Source organism: Natronobacterium texcoconense, assembly GCF_900104065.1.
Classification (GTDB): domain Archaea; phylum Halobacteriota; class Halobacteria; order Halobacteriales; family Natrialbaceae; genus Natronobacterium; species Natronobacterium texcoconense.
Map to the genome: position 1 here is coordinate 180,298 of NZ_FNLC01000004.1, position 14,237 is coordinate 194,534.

The 14,237-nt window shown below is 64.1% G+C and carries 17 protein-coding genes and 1 tRNA gene; 1 reads left to right on the plus strand and 17 read right to left on the minus strand.

The window, feature by feature from the left end; all coding sequences use genetic code 11:
- Positions 1 to 22 precede the first annotated feature (22 nt).
- From BLR35_RS16950 to BLR35_RS17020, 15 genes are all read right to left on the minus strand, one after another.
- Entirely contained in the window at positions 23 to 1,252 is a 1,230-nt protein-coding gene (locus BLR35_RS16950) for a CbiX/SirB N-terminal domain-containing protein (RefSeq protein ID WP_090384620.1), read from the minus strand.
- Entirely contained in the window at positions 1,249 to 1,929 is a 681-nt protein-coding gene (locus tag BLR35_RS16955; RefSeq protein WP_090384623.1) for a cobalamin biosynthesis protein, read from the minus strand. Before BLR35_RS16955 ends, BLR35_RS16950 begins: the two co-directional genes overlap by 4 nt.
- Positions 1,926 to 2,198 (minus strand): ferredoxin, encoded by a 273-nt coding sequence (locus BLR35_RS16960; protein ID WP_090384627.1) that lies wholly within the window; start codon positions 2,196 to 2,198, stop codon positions 1,926 to 1,928. Before BLR35_RS16960 ends, BLR35_RS16955 begins: the two co-directional genes overlap by 4 nt.
- A gap of 3 nt (positions 2,199 to 2,201) precedes the next feature.
- Positions 2,202 to 3,206 (minus strand): precorrin-3B C(17)-methyltransferase, encoded by a 1,005-nt coding sequence (cobJ, locus tag BLR35_RS16965; RefSeq protein WP_090384629.1) that lies wholly within the window; start codon positions 3,204 to 3,206, stop codon positions 2,202 to 2,204.
- 2 nt (positions 3,207 to 3,208) lie between these two features.
- The gene (locus tag BLR35_RS16970) at positions 3,209 to 4,084 is read right to left on the minus strand and encodes a precorrin-3B C(17)-methyltransferase (RefSeq protein WP_090384631.1); all 876 of its coding nucleotides are present in this window, start codon (positions 4,082 to 4,084) and stop codon (positions 3,209 to 3,211) included.
- Positions 4,081 to 5,049 (minus strand): cobalt-precorrin 5A hydrolase, encoded by a 969-nt coding sequence (cbiG, locus tag BLR35_RS16975; protein ID WP_090384634.1) that lies wholly within the window; start codon positions 5,047 to 5,049, stop codon positions 4,081 to 4,083. Before cbiG ends, BLR35_RS16970 begins: the two co-directional genes overlap by 4 nt.
- Positions 5,050 to 5,216: 167 nt before the next feature.
- A complete protein-coding gene (locus BLR35_RS16980; RefSeq protein WP_090384635.1) occupies positions 5,217 to 6,038 on the minus strand; it encodes a cobalt-precorrin-4/precorrin-4 C(11)-methyltransferase in 822 nt (273 codons plus the stop codon).
- Complete coding sequence (locus tag BLR35_RS16985; protein WP_090384638.1) at positions 6,035 to 6,763, minus strand: cobalt-factor II C(20)-methyltransferase; 729 nt, start codon at positions 6,761 to 6,763, stop codon at positions 6,035 to 6,037. Before BLR35_RS16985 ends, BLR35_RS16980 begins: the two co-directional genes overlap by 4 nt.
- The gene (cbiT, locus tag BLR35_RS16990) at positions 6,760 to 7,317 is read right to left on the minus strand and encodes a precorrin-6Y C5,15-methyltransferase (decarboxylating) subunit CbiT (RefSeq protein WP_090384761.1); all 558 of its coding nucleotides are present in this window, start codon (positions 7,315 to 7,317) and stop codon (positions 6,760 to 6,762) included. The genes BLR35_RS16985 and cbiT overlap by 4 nt, the downstream gene beginning before the upstream one ends.
- Before the next feature lie 95 nt (positions 7,318 to 7,412).
- Positions 7,413 to 8,036, minus strand: coding sequence for a precorrin-2 dehydrogenase/sirohydrochlorin ferrochelatase family protein (locus tag BLR35_RS16995; protein WP_090384640.1), 624 nt, complete (start codon positions 8,034 to 8,036; stop codon positions 7,413 to 7,415).
- A 6-nt stretch (positions 8,037 to 8,042) separates the two neighbouring features.
- The gene (gene cobA, locus BLR35_RS17000; RefSeq protein WP_090384642.1) at positions 8,043 to 8,918 is read right to left on the minus strand and encodes a uroporphyrinogen-III C-methyltransferase; all 876 of its coding nucleotides are present in this window, start codon (positions 8,916 to 8,918) and stop codon (positions 8,043 to 8,045) included.
- A gap of 111 nt (positions 8,919 to 9,029) precedes the next feature.
- Entirely contained in the window at positions 9,030 to 9,797 is a 768-nt protein-coding gene (locus BLR35_RS17005; protein WP_090384645.1) for a CbtA family protein, read from the minus strand.
- The gene (locus BLR35_RS17010) at positions 9,797 to 9,991 is read right to left on the minus strand and encodes a CbtB domain-containing protein (RefSeq protein WP_090384646.1); all 195 of its coding nucleotides are present in this window, start codon (positions 9,989 to 9,991) and stop codon (positions 9,797 to 9,799) included. Before BLR35_RS17010 ends, BLR35_RS17005 begins: the two co-directional genes overlap by 1 nt.
- Before the next feature lie 422 nt (positions 9,992 to 10,413).
- A tRNA-Thr gene (locus BLR35_RS17015) sits at positions 10,414 to 10,487 on the minus strand.
- Between the two features lie 82 nt (positions 10,488 to 10,569).
- A complete protein-coding gene (locus BLR35_RS17020; protein ID WP_090384649.1) occupies positions 10,570 to 11,550 on the minus strand; it encodes a class I SAM-dependent methyltransferase in 981 nt (326 codons plus the stop codon).
- Between the two features lie 90 nt (positions 11,551 to 11,640).
- On the opposite strand from BLR35_RS17020, the gene BLR35_RS17025 reads away from it, so the two are divergent.
- A complete protein-coding gene (locus BLR35_RS17025) occupies positions 11,641 to 12,099 on the plus strand; it encodes a Rieske (2Fe-2S) protein (RefSeq protein WP_090384651.1) in 459 nt (152 codons plus the stop codon).
- Between the two features lie 278 nt (positions 12,100 to 12,377).
- Here BLR35_RS17025 and BLR35_RS17030 read toward each other — a convergent pair whose 3' ends face one another.
- Both BLR35_RS17030 and BLR35_RS17035 read right to left on the minus strand, forming a co-directional pair.
- The gene (locus BLR35_RS17030; protein ID WP_090384764.1) at positions 12,378 to 13,385 is read right to left on the minus strand and encodes a metal ABC transporter permease; all 1,008 of its coding nucleotides are present in this window, start codon (positions 13,383 to 13,385) and stop codon (positions 12,378 to 12,380) included.
- 77 nt (positions 13,386 to 13,462) lie between these two features.
- Positions 13,463 to 14,215, minus strand: coding sequence for a metal ABC transporter ATP-binding protein (locus BLR35_RS17035; protein ID WP_090384654.1), 753 nt, complete (start codon positions 14,213 to 14,215; stop codon positions 13,463 to 13,465).
- Positions 14,216 to 14,237 lie beyond the last annotated feature (22 nt).

Consider the following 14,237-nt stretch of genomic DNA (forward strand, 5'->3'; position numbering starts at 1 on the left):
TTGTATTGTCGTGTTCGTGGTCCTACAGCGTCTGATGGACCAGATCGGAAACGATGCGGTCCCGTTCCAGGTGGGACGAAACGATGCGTTCGGTGTCCTCGGGCGTGACGCCGCCGTACCAGATCCCGTCGGGGTAGACGGCGACCATCGGGCCGTCGCCACACTGCCCGAGACAGGAACTTCGGGTGACGTGGGCGTCACACTCGTCGGCGTCGCGTATCTCCTGTCGAAGGCGCTCGAGAACGGTCGTCGCACCACTTGCCGCACAGGTCTGGTTCGTACAGACCGCGACGTGGTGGTCGGGCGCGTCGTGGACGTGGGGGTCGTCGCCGACGTCCTCTCGGTCCGCGTGTTCGGCCTGGTGGACCAGCGAGCGTAACATCGCTCGAGCGCCGCCCCGGTCGTCCTCGTAGCCGTCGAGTTCGACCTTGTACTTGCAGGTGTCACAGGACATCTCGACGCTGCCGGTGCGTGCCTCCCGGAAGCGATCCGCGAGCACGTCGACGATCCGCTCGTCGGTTCCGAGCGGATCGCCGCTCCCAGCAGCCACGTAGGGATACTCCGAATCGAACTCTGCAGTTCGGTCCCTGATCCGCTGGGTCAGAACGCCGTCACCCAGCATGTACGGGAGCACGACCACCGCGTCGGGCCTGTTCTTCGCGACGGTGTGGAGGGCGTCCTCGAGTCGGGGCTCCGTCACCCCGATGAACGCGGTCTCGACTCGCGAGAACGATCGCCCCTCGTAGAGCAGTCGCGCGAGTTTGTGGGCGTCGGCGTTGGCGTCCGGATCGCTCGAGCCCCGGGCACAGACGACGACCGCGACGTCGTCGTCCTCGCGGTCGACGCCCAGGTCGGCCTCGACCGCCCGTGCCCGTTCGTCGAGCAACTCGACGAGTGCAGGGTGAACGCCGAGGTGAGCGCCACAGTACAGCGACAGGTCGTCGTATCGCGCCCGCGCCGTCTGGACGGCCAGTGGCACGTCGTTTTTGACGTGGCTCGCGCCGAACAGCGACAGCGGGACGACCGACAGGTGCTCACACGTCGGTGCGAGCCCCTCGATTGCGTCGGGAATCGATGGCTTCGCGAGCTCGAGATAGGCGACGTCGACCGGCACGTCGACGCGCTCCTCGAGCATCGCCGCGAGCGTTTTGACCTGTTCGTTCGACTTCTCGCGTCGCGACCCGTGGCCGACGACGAGCACGGTGTCGTCCTCGAGTACGTCGTCCGCGAGGTCCGGGCTATCGACGCTCATGCGTGTTCGGCCTGTTCGAGGCTGCGCTCGAGTTTCCGTTTCCGACTCGGTGCGTACAGCCTCGTTGCCTCGCTCCCGTCGTAGACCCACTCGCCGAAAGCTGGAGCGGCCGCGTCCTCGAGGCCGAACCAGTAGCCGCCCGAGGAGGTCTCACCGACCTCTCCCGTGGGCGCGTCGACGGGACAGGCCGCGAGCAGGTTGTCGATCACCTCGAGTAACTCGCGGTCGTCGTGGACGAACGATATCCCGACCGTACCGCTCGAGGACTTGAAACAGACCGTTCCACAGCCCTCGAGCAGTCCGCGAAGGAGTTCACGCTCGTGGCCGGTGAAGGCGCCGAAGCGGTAGTTGCCGCGACCGTCGACCGGCAGTCCGAGCGGGCCGCTCACCCCGTAGAGGTCCGCCCCGTCGATCGAGACGGTGTACTCCTCGTCGGTTCGGGTGATCGACGCGTCGTGGGCGTACTCGCGGGTCGTGGTCTCGCGTTCGGGGTCGGCGGCTGGGCCGCCCGCGATCGCCGCGAGCACCTCGGCCGATTCCTCGTCGTTCGCGACGATTTCGAGGCCTTCGTCGGTCACCTCGCCGCTGCCGGCGACGTGGCCCCAGAGGTAGGCGGTCGCCGGATGGCCGGCGAGGAGATCCGACGGGCGCTCGATCTCGAGAGCGTCGGCGCTCATTCGCCCACCTCCCTGACCTCGATCGCGTTCACCGGACAGGCCTCGGCTGCCTGCTTCGTGTCCTCGAGGCGGTCGTCGTCGAACGTAGCGACGATTCGGTCGTCTTCGACCGTGACGGTCTCCTCGCCCGTCGCGTCGTAGACGGGGTCGGCGTCGGGGTCGATCGTCGCCAACCCGTCGTCGTCCTCGACGAACCGCGGATCGCGCGTCAGGCAGGCGAAGATGCCGTCACAGGTCGCTTTCTCGAGAGTGACTTCGTACTCGGGCATGGTTCAGTAGTCGTACTTCGTCTCGTACCCGCGCGGGGTGACCATCCGATCGTCCCAGACGTACGTCTCCTCGTTGCCGACGACGATGGTGGTCGTCATGTCGATGATCTCGCTTTCGCCCAGGTCCTCGAGTTCGCCGAGTTCGGTGATCATCACTTCCTCGTCCTCGCGGCCGGCGGCGTGGACGATGCCGACGGGCGTCTCCGGATCGCGGTGGGTCAGCAGAATCTCACAGCACTTCTGGAAGTTCTCCCGGCGCTTGCGGCTCCAGGGGTTGTAGATCGTGATCGTGAACGACTCCTTGGCGGCAGCGTGCAGCCGCGACTCGATCTCTGGCATTGGCACGAGATGATCGGACAGCGAGATCGAGACGGTGTCGTTCACGAGCGGTGCACCCAGGCGCGCGCCACAGGACTGCGCCGCCGGAACGCCCGGCACGACCTCGAACTCGACCATCGACGCCGTCGCACCCTTCGACTCGAGGATCTCGAGGGCGAGCCCCGCCAGCGCGTAGACGTTCGGATCGCCGCTGCCGACAATGGCGACGTCGTTGCCCGCGAGCGTCCGGTCGACCGACTCCTCGGTTCGCGAGACCTCGCCACACATCGGCGTGTCGTAGATGTCCTCGGCCTGCTCGGTGATCTCGTCGGGGATGAGTTCGATGTAGGTCGTGTAGCCGACGATGTGGTCTGCCTCGAGCAGTGCGTCTTTTGCACGCTGGGTCATCCCCTCCGGATGTCCCGGACCGAGACCGACGGCGATCAACTGGCCAGGGTCGGCGTCGAAGTCGTCGACCGTCGCGCCGACTTTCTCCTCGGTCGTCTCTTTCTTGCTCGAGGAACCGCAGTTCGAACTCGAGTCGCTCGAACTCGATCCACCGCACTTCGAGGAACTCGAGTCGTCGCTACTCGAGGCCCCGCATTTAGAGCCGGAGTCGCTCGAGGTGTCAGTTTTCGCGCCACAGTTCGAAGTCGATTCGTTGGATTCGGTGTCGGTATCGTTGCTCATGGTTAGAAATCGTCGACGTCACGCCCGCCACGCGGGGTGACCAGGTACGTTCGATCGTCGTTGCTCCAGGTTTCGGTCTCGTGGTTGCCGATGATCAGCGAGGTACCCATGCCCGAGACCTTGTCGTCGTGGTCGGCGGCCTCGCCGAGCGACGTGATGAAGTGGTCCTCGCCGTTTCGTCCGGCGTCTGCTCGGCCGGCGTCGTTGACGATCGCCACGAGTGCGTCGTCGGTGCGTTCCTCGCGGACGATCTCGACTGCCTTCTCGTAGTTGCGCCAGCAGTTGTACAGCACGATCACGAAGTCGCTGATCGCCGCCGCGCGTAGTTTCTCCTCGATCTCGTCCCAGCCGCGCCACTTGTCCGACAGCGAGACGGTACAGAAGTCGTTACACAGCGGTGCGCCGACGTTTGCTGCTCCCCCGAGTGCTGCGGTGAGTCCGGGGACGATCTCGATCGGGACGTCCGTCGCCGACTCCTCCTCTGCCATCTTGAAGATGAGGTCGGACTTGCCGTAGACGGAGGGATCGCCGCCCGAAACGTGAGCGACGTCTTTCCCCTCGCGGACGTACTCGAACGCTGCACGGGCGAGTTCGATCTGTCGCCCCATCGACGAGCGGACGATCTGCTGTTCGTGGCCGTTAGATCGAGTTACGAAGCCGTCGTCGTCGACGGCGTCTTCGGGTGACAACGTACCGTCCGCTCGCAGGAACTCCTGGTAGAGGTTCGAGGCAATGACCACGTCCGCCGATTCGATCACTGCCTTCGCCCGCTTGGTCATGTGCTCGGGGAGGCCGGGCCCGATGCCGACGACGTAGAGCGTGCCGTGGTCGTCAGGGGTACCATCGGCCGAATTCGTGGAGTCGACGTCCGAACTCATCGACCGATCGCCACCGTTACCTCGTCCTCGTAGCTGATCTTCTCTAAGACCAGTTCCTGCTCGCGGCCGCCGGCGATCGCCGAGGACTCCGAGACGCCCGGCCAGCCGATCAACTCCTTGGACTTCGAGGGCGTCGGCCCTTCGTGAGCGAGCAGCGTCTCCTTGTCGAAGGCGACGACCCCCAGGCCGAGCTCGTCTGCAGCCTCGAGCAACCCTTCCTCGTCTTCCTTCCGCGTCGCCGTCGCGACGAACTCGACGTCCGCGAAGGCGTAGTCGGTTTGCTCGAGGGCGATCTCCCAGGCCTCGAGGAACGTCTCTTTGTTCGCACCCGAAACGCTCCCGGTGCCGATGACGACGCCGTCGTCTTTGTTCCGCTCGAGGACGGTCACGTCGTCGCCGACCAGCACCGCCTGGGGGCCGTCGAGTCGCGCGACCGGTCCGAGTTCGTCGTCGAGGACGGCGAGGTTGGTCTGAACGGTCGAGTCACCGTTGACGACGTGGGCGTCCATCGCCTTCGCGCGGGACTCGACGCCTTGCTTTCCGGCGGCCTCGCTCGCGGTCGTCATCGCCGGAATCGCGCCCATCGTCGCCAGATCCTGTGCGACCTGATTCGCGCCGTGATGACCACCCGTGATCGGGATGGCCCACGTCAGTTCCTCGTCGACGACACAGATCGCGGGATCGTCCCACTTGTCGTCGAGCAGATGGGCCGTCTTTCGCATCGCGATCCCCGAGGCCATCAAGCCGATAAAGCAGTCGTACTCGCCCCAATGCTCCTCGAAGACGTCGCCGTGGTACTCGAGGATCTCGATCGTCTCGTACCGATCGCCGATACCGTCGACGATCTCCTCGGCGGTCTCCATCTTCCGCTCGAAGGCGACGATAGCGATTTCTTCGGCTACTTCGCCGTCGCTGTCGGGCGTTTTACAGTGTCCACTGTCGGAATCGTTGTCGTCAGTACTCATTGTATACCTCCGAATTATCGGTCGTTCCACGATCGAATCGCGTGATCGAGCGGCCGCTCGAGTCGCCTCGCCGACCAGCAACCCCGGGCGGGAATGAAAGGGGCCGGCTGGGTCGGGGGCTTTCACCCTGTCGTTGGCTCCGGTTCCGGGCTGTACGACTAGTCATCTCAGTCCGAACACCCCTCTTCGCTCTCCTCGGAACTACCAGAGCCACGATTGGCCCAGTCCCCGTAGAGGTAGGATCGTTCGTATCCTGCGCCGGTAACGGCCTCGCCGATCAGTACGAGCGCCGAGGCCCGATACCCTGCCTCCTCCACTTCGTCTGCGATCGTCTCGAGCGTCCCCGTGATGACGTCCTCGTCCGGCCACGAGGCGTGGTAGACGACCGCGACGGGCGTCTCGGGGTCGTGGCCGTCCGCGAGCAACCGGTCCATCGTCTCGCGAACGGCGTGGGTCCCGAGGTAGATACAGGTCGTCACGTCACCCATCCCGACGAAGTCGCTGATGTGATCTTCCTCCTCGCTCAGGGTCTTGCCCTGCGGACGGGTGAACGCAACGTGGTTGGCGACCTCGTTCAACGTCAACTGCGTCCCGAGCGTCGCACTCGCCGCAAAGGAGGAGGTGACCCCGGGAACGAAGTACGTCGGAACGTCTTCGGCCTCGAGCGCGTCCATCTGTTCGAGTGCGGCCCCGTAGATCGCCGGATCGCCGCTGTGGAGCCGGACGACCTCCCGTCCCTCGTGGTAGGCGTCGGCCATCAGCGGAACGAGTTCCTCGAGGTCCTTGCCGACGGAGTTGACCAGTTCGGCGTGATCGCAGTACGCCTCGAGCAGTTCGCTGTTGACCAGCGAGCCAGCGTGGACGACGAGGTCGGCGCGCTCGAGCAGTTCCTTGCCCGTCACGGTCAGCAGACCGGGGTCGCCGGGACCGGCCCCGACGAAGGGGATCCCCTCGCGGACGTCGCCGGCGGTGTACTCCTCGTCGCTCATGCTGTCCCCTCCAGTTCGGTGTCGGTGTCCGCATCGTCGTCGACGTCGAACTCCGCCGTCGCGAGGTCTCGCTCGAGATCCTCGCGTTCGGCGTAGGCCAGCGTGTAGTAATCGCGCTCGTCGATCTCGGCCGGGTCGTCGGTGACGACGGTCTCGCCTTGTTCCATGAACAGCCGACGGCCGAAGCGGATGTCGTAGCCCGCCTCGGTCAGCTTTTCGTACGTGGCCGGCGCGTCGGTGACCTTGAACAGGATCATCCGATCCGGCCCCGTCGGTGCCGTGCCGTTCGCGGCCTCTCGGAGCGCGAGTCCGGTCCCGGCCTCGACCTCGACCCCCAGCGCCGTCGCGAACGCCGTCATCGCGCTCACGCCAGGGACGACCTCGAGTTCCACCTCGGGGTGGAACGTCTCGAGCGTCCGCCGGAGGTGGCCGAACGTCGAGTAGACGTTCGGGTCGCCGAGCGTAACGAAGGCGACGTCGTCCTCGTGGGCCTCGCTCGCTACTTCCGCGGCGGCCTCTTTCCAGGCGCTCCGGAGCTTCTCCGGGTCCCGCGTCATCGGGAAGTCGAGGTCGCCGATCTTCGACTCGTCGACGTACTCGAGTGCCACCGACCGCGAGAGACGGCCCGGAGAGTAGACGGTCTCGACCGACTCGAGGGCGCGTTTCCCTTTCACCGTCACCAGGTCCGCGTCCCCGGGGCCGAGGCCGATACCGTAGACCGTCACGTCAACCCCTCCGCGTCGCGGCGGCCGACGACGACGTACACCGGGTTCTGTGAGTCGAAACTCGTCGCGCCGACGAGGTCGTAACCGTGACTCACCTGTAGTTGGACGACTTCGTCCAGAATTCCGCGCTCGCGGAACGCCTCCACGGCTTTGCCCGCGACCTCGAGACGAGCGACGTTCATCACGATCCGGTCGACACCGGACTCGAGGGCGCAGTCGAGCACGGCCTCGAAGTTCCGGCTACCACCGAGAAACGCAGCGTCGGCGTCTTCGGGGAACCCCTCGGGTGCTTCCGCGTTTCGCACCGTCACTTCGGCGTCGTATTCGTTCATTTCGAGGTTCTGCTCCGTGACCTCGACCCGTTCGGGTTTCCGCTCGAGTGCCGTCACGCGTGCGACTCGGCGGGCCGCTTCGATGGTGACCGCGCCGGTACAGGAGCCGACGTCGACGAAGTGATCCGACGGCCGAAGGCCGAGTTTCGACAGCGTCACCGCACGGACCTCCGCTTTTGTCGGCCCGGCTTTCGCGTCGTGTGGCAAGGCTACCTGGGACATCACCTGAACCGTTTCGCTCATCCGTAAAATCAATTTTGTTTGTGCTACTCCAAGCGTGATTTCACACCTGGTGTTGGAGTACTCCAACTACGATTTCACTCGAGGGCGTCGACGAGTTCCCACGCCCGCTCCCGTGCGTCGGCCTCGCGATCCGCGTCGAGAAACTCCCAGACGGCTTCATCTTCGAGGACCGCCCGGAGTGCTTCGCGGCGCTTTGCCGACGGAAGCTTCCCGCTGGACTGCAACTCCGTCCGAAGTTCCGACTGGAGCACGACCATCGGATGGGCGCGCTCGAGCATCGGTTCGATCCGCTGTCTGAGGTACTTCGTCGTCGCCGGACTCGCTCCGTGGGTCGAAATGGCGACCGTAACTCGCTCGGATTCCACTCGGCTCGGCGTGACGGTGTCGCCGCGTTCGTCGACCCGGTTGACCAGACAGCCAGCCGCTCGTGCCGCTTCCGCGATGGCATCGTTTAGCTCTCGGTCGTCCGTCGCCGGAACGACGAGAAACGCCCCGTCGACGACGTCCTCGACTTCGTCGCGCTCGAGTTTCCGGTGCTGGCGCTCACACTCGAGGGCCTCGAATCCGTCGACGAACTCGGGAGCGACGACCGTCACGTCGGCCTCTTCGGAAAAGAACCGCGTCTTTCGCAGGGCCACGGAGCCACCGCCTACGACGACGACCGATCGACCCTCGAAATCGTGAAAGAGCGGAAGCATCGTTTCTCAGGCGGGATCGAACGAGAGGAGTTCGGCCTCGATTTCGTCTCGGATCGCGGCGACGTCACCGATGATCGCCGTCGCCGGCGGCGATACTGATTCGGTTTCGGCTCGATCGACGATCGTCTCGAGCGTGCCCCGGACGACCTGTTGGTCTGCCCAGGCTGCCTTCTGGACGAGCGCGACGGGTTTGTCGCCGTCGACACCGTGAGAACACAAGGCTTCGACGTTTCGCTCGAGGGTTCGTACACCCATCAACACGACGAGCGTCCCGCCGCTTTCGACCGCGGCGGCGATCGCGCCCCAGTCGAGCGCGCTCTCGTCCTTGTCCGGCGTCTCGTGGCCGGTGATGACCGTGAATCGTGAGGAGATGTCGCGGTGGGTAAGCGGGATTCCGGCGATACCCGGCGCTGCAATCACGCTCGAGACGCCGGGGACGATCTGGAACGGGACGTCGTGTTCGGTGAGATGCTGGGCTTCCTCCCCGCCACGGCCGAAGACGAACGGATCGCCGCCTTTCAGCCGGACGACGGCGTCGCCGGCGCGAGCGCGTTCGACCAGCAGGTCGTTGATCTCCGACTGGGGCGTCTTGTACTCGACGCGCTTCCCGACGTCGACGATCTCGGCGGAGTCGGGTAGACTCTCGAGCATTGCGTTTCGAACGAGCGCGTCGTGGAGAACGACGTCCGCCGTTTCGATCAGCCAGCGCGCTCGCACCGTGAGCAGGTCGGGATCGCCCGGCCCGGCACCGATCAGGTATACGTGTCCGGGCGCGGCACGACACCGCTCGGGGATCGACGGCGTCCTCGCTTCGGTATCCTTCCCCGGAACAGGGTACGGGTCGCTCGATCCTGCTGTCCCTCGAGCGGTGTCGTCTTCCATCGAGAGTTAATAGAAATTTGCAGTAACTTCAATTTACTTGTATTGGTGTCGCGTGAGACGCCCCGTCGTCGACAGCCAGTGAAGGCTGTGATATCGAGTGTCGCTCGAGAATCAGGCTCGGTTCGACGCTACCGGATGGCCGTCGTCGGCGTCGATGGACTGCGAGGATGGTGTCGCTCGAGCACGGTTCTGGAACCAGACGAATCCACCGGCGATCAGCGCCCAGAGTGCTGCTTGACTCAGGAGCGCGCTTCCCTGGAAGGCGTACACGAGTTCGTCGGCGACGTCCGGCTGCGTGATGATCGTCGGTGGGGCTATCGAGAGACCGGCCACGGTGATCACGATCGGAACACTCGCACCGGCGAGTGCTTTGAGCCGACCTGCCGGAGCCAGACGTCGATAGCCGACGATGGCAACTCCCGACACGAGGATACCGAGACCGATCAGCCCCGTATAGATCGCCAGCCGTGCGTCGATGCCGAGTGTTGCCTCCCCACCGGGCGCTGCCGGAGGGAGCACGAGCCACGGGACGATCGAGACCGAGAAGAACCCGGCTGCACCGAGGATCGCTGCCGTCGCGGTTTCTCGGCCCGGGAGTTCGGGCTCGAGGAAGTAGTACGCGAGGGCGAACACGCCGGCCAGGAGGATTCCCCAGAGGATGCCGCTCCCGACGCTGACGACGGCGTTCGTCGTCTCGGAGACGGCATGTGAGTGATCGTGTCCATGGCCGTGGTCGTGTCCATGACTGTGGTCGTGACCGTGTCCAGCGTCGTGGATGTATTCCAGGAGCGGATTGGCAACCAGTGCGATGTACAGGCCATACGCGAGCCCGGCGAGCACGCCCGCCGCGACGCCGCGTTTGAGGTAGTCGTAAATCATCAGTGGCAGGTGATCCCGGCGGCGTGTCGGAAGTTGTGCATCGAATCGTGCACGAGCGGTTCCTGAACGAATATCAGCGCGAACGCGATGGCTGCGGCGAACGCGGTCACTGCTGCCATCTGCCCGAGCGTCATCGTCTCTTTTGCGACTGCAATTCGGTCGTGAACTGTTTCGTTTGCTGTCGTCGTACTCATGAAACCTGAGTTGGTGTACTGAAAGTTAGATTGTAAATGTTTGGATTCGACGTGATACTATCACCAGAGAACACGTTCTCGTTCGTCGTTCACGACGGAATTGGCAGTTATACCACCGAAACTGCTCGCTACGCAGTGTGTCCCGATCGGTACTCTAGACGGAATTCGCTCGAGATGACCGCTCGTAACAACAGCAATTGATAGAGCGATTTGAACAACGCCGAGACTGCTCGCTACGCTGCGCGTCTCGTCTCGTTCAGGCTCCACCAGTCGCTCGTTCGCTCCTCACGGATGTTCGTCGCAGAAAGCAAGCCGGTGGAGGGGATTGTGAACTCCGTCTACTTCGCTCGCGGTGCTCGCTCGTGGTCTCGTTCAAATCCCACCAGTTGCTCTTTCGTTCCCACTGACGTTCGAACAAAAAGAGCCGGTGGAGGGATTTGAACCCTCGACCTAATCCTTACGAAGGATTCGCTCTGCCAGTCTGAGCTACACCGGCACCGTGCACTTGTTCGTAGGGGCGATGTCAGCCATAAGGATTGCGAATCGCGGCCGTCGTGTGACGCTGTTGCGTAGCCCGGCTACCGCTCGAGTCGCACGTCCAGACAGACGTTCAGTTCGTGTGGCGCGTACGAGCGGACGGTATGGCGGGTCTCGACGGTCACGTCGTACTCGGGCTCGGCGGCCTCGCGGATCGCTCGCTCGCCGGGGCCGAAGGGGTCGTTCTCGTGCTGGATGTCGTAGTAGTGGAGCACGCAGTCGTCGCCCGCGATCCGAACGGCCGACTCGAGAAAGTCGCCGGCGCTATGGGGTAGGTTCATCACGATCCGGTCGGCCCAGTCTTCGTACTTGTCCGCAACCGTCCGGACGTCGTCGTTGATCGCGGTCACCTGGTCTTCGACGTCGTTGCGGCGGGCGTTCTCCTCGAGGTACTCGATCGCATCGGGGTTTACGTCGACGCCGACGACCGCCGCGCCGCGTTTCGCGAAGGGAACGACGAAGGGACCGACGCCGGCGAACATGTCGAACGCTCGCTCGCCATCGCTCACCTGCTGGGCGACACGGTAGCGCTCGGTCGCCAGCCGCGGCGAAAAGTACACCTCCGCGAGATCCAGCGCGTACTCGCAGCCGTACTCGCGGTGGGTTACTTCGGTGTCCTCGCCAGCCAGCAGTTCCCAGTCCCGGACTCGCGTCTCGCCTTTCACCTTCGAGGCCTTGTTCAGTACCGTCTCGACCGGCAGGTCCGACTCGAGGACGGCGTCGGCGATTTCCCGCGCGCGCTCTGTGTCGTCCTCGTCGAGCAGCGCTGCCTTCCCGAGTCGCTCGTAGGAAGGATCGAACTCGAGCAGGTCCGCAGGCGTCGTCTGGGTCTCGCGTTCCGAGGGCGACCGGTGGACGACCTCGAGGTCGTCGGGAACGGCGTCGGGATCGGCGACTGGAACGTAGAGCGATCCCTCCTCGACGGAAATCTCGTAGCCGTCGTCGATCAGATCGTCCTCCGCCAGTCGTCGTCGCGTCGTCTCGCCCTCCTCGCGGGGGACGCGGACGCACGGCACTTCCATACGCCTACTCGCTCCGGGGGCGCCGTAACGCTGACGTTTCCGCTCGTCGCCGTCCCGAACGTTTTCGTGTCACGGGCGGTACTCGTCGGTATGGGCGTTCGAATGCGACTCACCTCCCTCGAGACGGTCCGCGAGGAGGGGTCGTGGCTGTTCACGGTCCGGGATCGAAACGGCGAACACGAGGAGGTGATCCTCGTCCCCTGCGAGGAAAGCGGGGGAGAGGGTTCCACGAGCAGTCGGTCACAGGCCGACGAAGGCGTCGAAGCGTGGATCAACCGCTGTACGCACGAGGCCCAGCAGTTCGACACCGGCCGTGGCGCACCGATCCGAAACGGTCAGCTCGTCTGTCCGCGCCACGGTTCGATGTTCGACACTTGTTCGGGCGAGTGTGACAACGGCCCCGCCGCCGACACGACGCTGCCGGGAATCGAGATCGAACTCGAGGACGGCGACGTCTACCTGACCGACGACGACGTACATTTCGCCCATCGGGGCGGGATCGACGACGAGGACGACGACCCCTCCTCGACCTCACATATCTCGTTTTAACGACGACTAGACACCGAAAAACCGTTTTTTTAGAGTATAAGGCGGCGATCGAGATTGACTGACCACGCCGCTCTCGATCGACCACAGGAGCTCACCCTGTAGCTACGGTTGCGCTCCGTCTCCGGAACGCACGTGGAACGACATCGAAGAACCACTTATATTTACTCCTCGCTAATTTCTATATTAGTCCAATCTAAATGTTGTTGGCGTTCCTTCTCGCTTCTCGAGCAGCAGAAACCCGAACGTATCGCAGCGGTGGCTCTACCGCCGATCAGCCGTTACGAGGTCGTCACGACGGCGACGACGTACGTCCCGATTGCGACCAGGATGATCGTCGCCCCGGTCGCCACGTTCAGGTAGTACGAGAGGAAGATGCCGCCGAACACTGCTACCTGCCCGAGCACGATCGACGCGACGAGCCCTCCGTTGAAGCTATCGGTCACTTGCATCGCGGCTGCGACGGGGATCACGAGCATGCCGGCGACGAGAATCGCGCCGAGGACCTGCATCGCCGCGACCACGACCAGTGCCGTGAGGACGATCAACAGCGTATCGTAGAACCACACGTTGATCCGGGCGAGTCGTGCGGCTTCGCGGTCGAACGTGATCAACAGCAGTTGCTTGTGCGTGATGGCGACCGTCGAGAGCACGAGCAGGGTGAGTCCGACCATCAGCTGGACGTTCTCGAACGGGACGAACAGGATATCACCGAACAGGTAGCTCTCGACGGTCGCACTGAAGACGACGCCGTACGAGATGACGGCGACGCCGAGTGCGAACCCGCCAGTGAGCATGATCGCGATCGGAATGTCCGCGTATCCGTCGGTTTTGACGGCGACGTACTGCATTCCGAGCGCGGCGATCGCTGCAGCAACGAGCGCGAACAGCAACGGGTAGTCCAGGCGCGGGACGGCTGATCCGACGAACAACCCGATCGCGACGCCTCCGAAGGCCGTGTGAGCGAGCGCCTCGCCGATCAACGCCATCTGGCGGTTGACGAGGTAGCTGCCGACGATCGGCGCGGTGATCCCGATCAGGATACCCGCTGTGAACCCTCGCTGGAGGAATCCGCTACAGACGAGCCACGTATCGAACGTTCCACAGGTGGCTCCCCAGAACGCGTCGAACAGCGCCGGAAAACCGGCGAACGCGAGCCCCCAGTCGCGCGGGATCGGCAGTTCGGCCTCGAGTGCGTCGATCCCGGGAATCCCGAGGGAGAACGCCGTCCACGTCGCCGGCCGGACCACCGGCAGCCAACCGAGGATGAACAGACTGGCGACGACCATTACTGCGAGCAAGATCCCGGCGATTGCGTACTCTTCGCGGATCGCGTGGAGTCGATCGACGCATGCAGTCGACACGTTCAATCACCCGCTGCGAGTTCCGTCGAGCCGACCAGTCGAGCCGAACTGAACGCTCGCTCCAGTGCATCGCTCTCGAGAAACTCACGCGTTTCACAGTGTTCGTACAGTTCGCAGTCGAGACACGCCATCGTGCTCGCGTGGTCTGCGACCGTGGCGATGTCGTGTTCGATCAGGACGATGGTGATCCCACGGGCGTTGAGGGCTTCCAGAAGCTCGTAGAACGCTTCGACGGAATCGGCGTCGACGCCGACGGTTGGCTCGTCGAGCGCCAGCAGGTCGGCTTCGGAGGCGAGCGCCCGGGCGATGTACGTTCGCTGTCGCTGTCCACCCGACAGGTGATTCAGCCGCCTGTCGGCGAGGTCTGTGATCTCGACTGTCTCGAGAGCCTCGTCGACTTTCGTCCTGTCGTCGTCCGAGAGCCGTCCGATCCCCGCGTGTGGGAATCGACCCATTCGAACCACTTCGCGAACCGTAACGGGCATCATCTCTTCTGCGTCCGTCGCGTGTTGGGAGACGTACCCGAGTCGTGTTCCATCCGAAAACTCCTTGGCCGGCGTGCCGAACAGTTCGGCCCGTCCGGTATCGGGCGAGCGCAACCCCAGCATGATCTTCAGCAGCGTCGTCTTCCCGGAGCCGTTCGGACCGATGAGACCGAGGAACTCCCCCTCGTCGATCGAGAGCGTGACGTCCCGGAGAACCGGTTGGTCGTCGTAGGCGAAACTGACGTCGTCGACTGATATCGCGTGCGTCATCGTTGAAAGTAGTGTACTGGTG

What these genes read in the sequence shown, in the direction of transcription:
- BLR35_RS16950 (WP_090384620.1), bottom strand. Translation starts at nt 1,252, where the DNA reads ATGAGCGTCGATAGCCCGGACCTCGCGGACGACGTACTCGAGGACGAC.
- cobA (WP_090384642.1), bottom strand. Translation starts at nt 8,918, where the DNA reads ATGGAAGACGACACCGCTCGAGGGACAGCAGGATCGAGCGACCCGTAC.
- BLR35_RS17005 (WP_090384645.1), bottom strand. Translation starts at nt 9,797, where the DNA reads ATGATTTACGACTACCTCAAACGCGGCGTCGCGGCGGGCGTGCTCGCC.
- BLR35_RS16955 (WP_090384623.1), bottom strand. Translation starts at nt 1,929, where the DNA reads ATGAGCGCCGACGCTCTCGAGATCGAGCGCCCGTCGGATCTCCTCGCC.
- BLR35_RS17025 (WP_090384651.1), top strand. Translation starts at nt 11,641, where the DNA reads ATGGGCGTTCGAATGCGACTCACCTCCCTCGAGACGGTCCGCGAGGAG.
- BLR35_RS16995 (WP_090384640.1), bottom strand. Translation starts at nt 8,036, where the DNA reads ATGCTTCCGCTCTTTCACGATTTCGAGGGTCGATCGGTCGTCGTCGTA.
- BLR35_RS17020 (WP_090384649.1), bottom strand. Translation starts at nt 11,550, where the DNA reads ATGGAAGTGCCGTGCGTCCGCGTCCCCCGCGAGGAGGGCGAGACGACG.
- cbiG (WP_090384634.1), bottom strand. Translation starts at nt 5,049, where the DNA reads ATGAGTACTGACGACAACGATTCCGACAGTGGACACTGTAAAACGCCC.
- cbiT (WP_090384761.1), bottom strand. Translation starts at nt 7,317, where the DNA reads ATGTCCCAGGTAGCCTTGCCACACGACGCGAAAGCCGGGCCGACAAAA.
- BLR35_RS16970 (WP_090384631.1), bottom strand. Translation starts at nt 4,084, where the DNA reads ATGAGTTCGGACGTCGACTCCACGAATTCGGCCGATGGTACCCCTGAC.
- BLR35_RS17035 (WP_090384654.1), bottom strand. Translation starts at nt 14,215, where the DNA reads ATGACGCACGCGATATCAGTCGACGACGTCAGTTTCGCCTACGACGAC.
- cobJ (WP_090384629.1), bottom strand. Translation starts at nt 3,206, where the DNA reads ATGAGCAACGATACCGACACCGAATCCAACGAATCGACTTCGAACTGT.
- BLR35_RS17010 (WP_090384646.1), bottom strand. Translation starts at nt 9,991, where the DNA reads ATGAGTACGACGACAGCAAACGAAACAGTTCACGACCGAATTGCAGTC.
- BLR35_RS16960 (WP_090384627.1), bottom strand. Translation starts at nt 2,198, where the DNA reads ATGCCCGAGTACGAAGTCACTCTCGAGAAAGCGACCTGTGACGGCATC.
- BLR35_RS16980 (WP_090384635.1), bottom strand. Translation starts at nt 6,038, where the DNA reads ATGAGCGACGAGGAGTACACCGCCGGCGACGTCCGCGAGGGGATCCCC.
- BLR35_RS17030 (WP_090384764.1), bottom strand. Translation starts at nt 13,385, where the DNA reads ATGGTCGTCGCCAGTCTGTTCATCCTCGGTTGGCTGCCGGTGGTCCGG.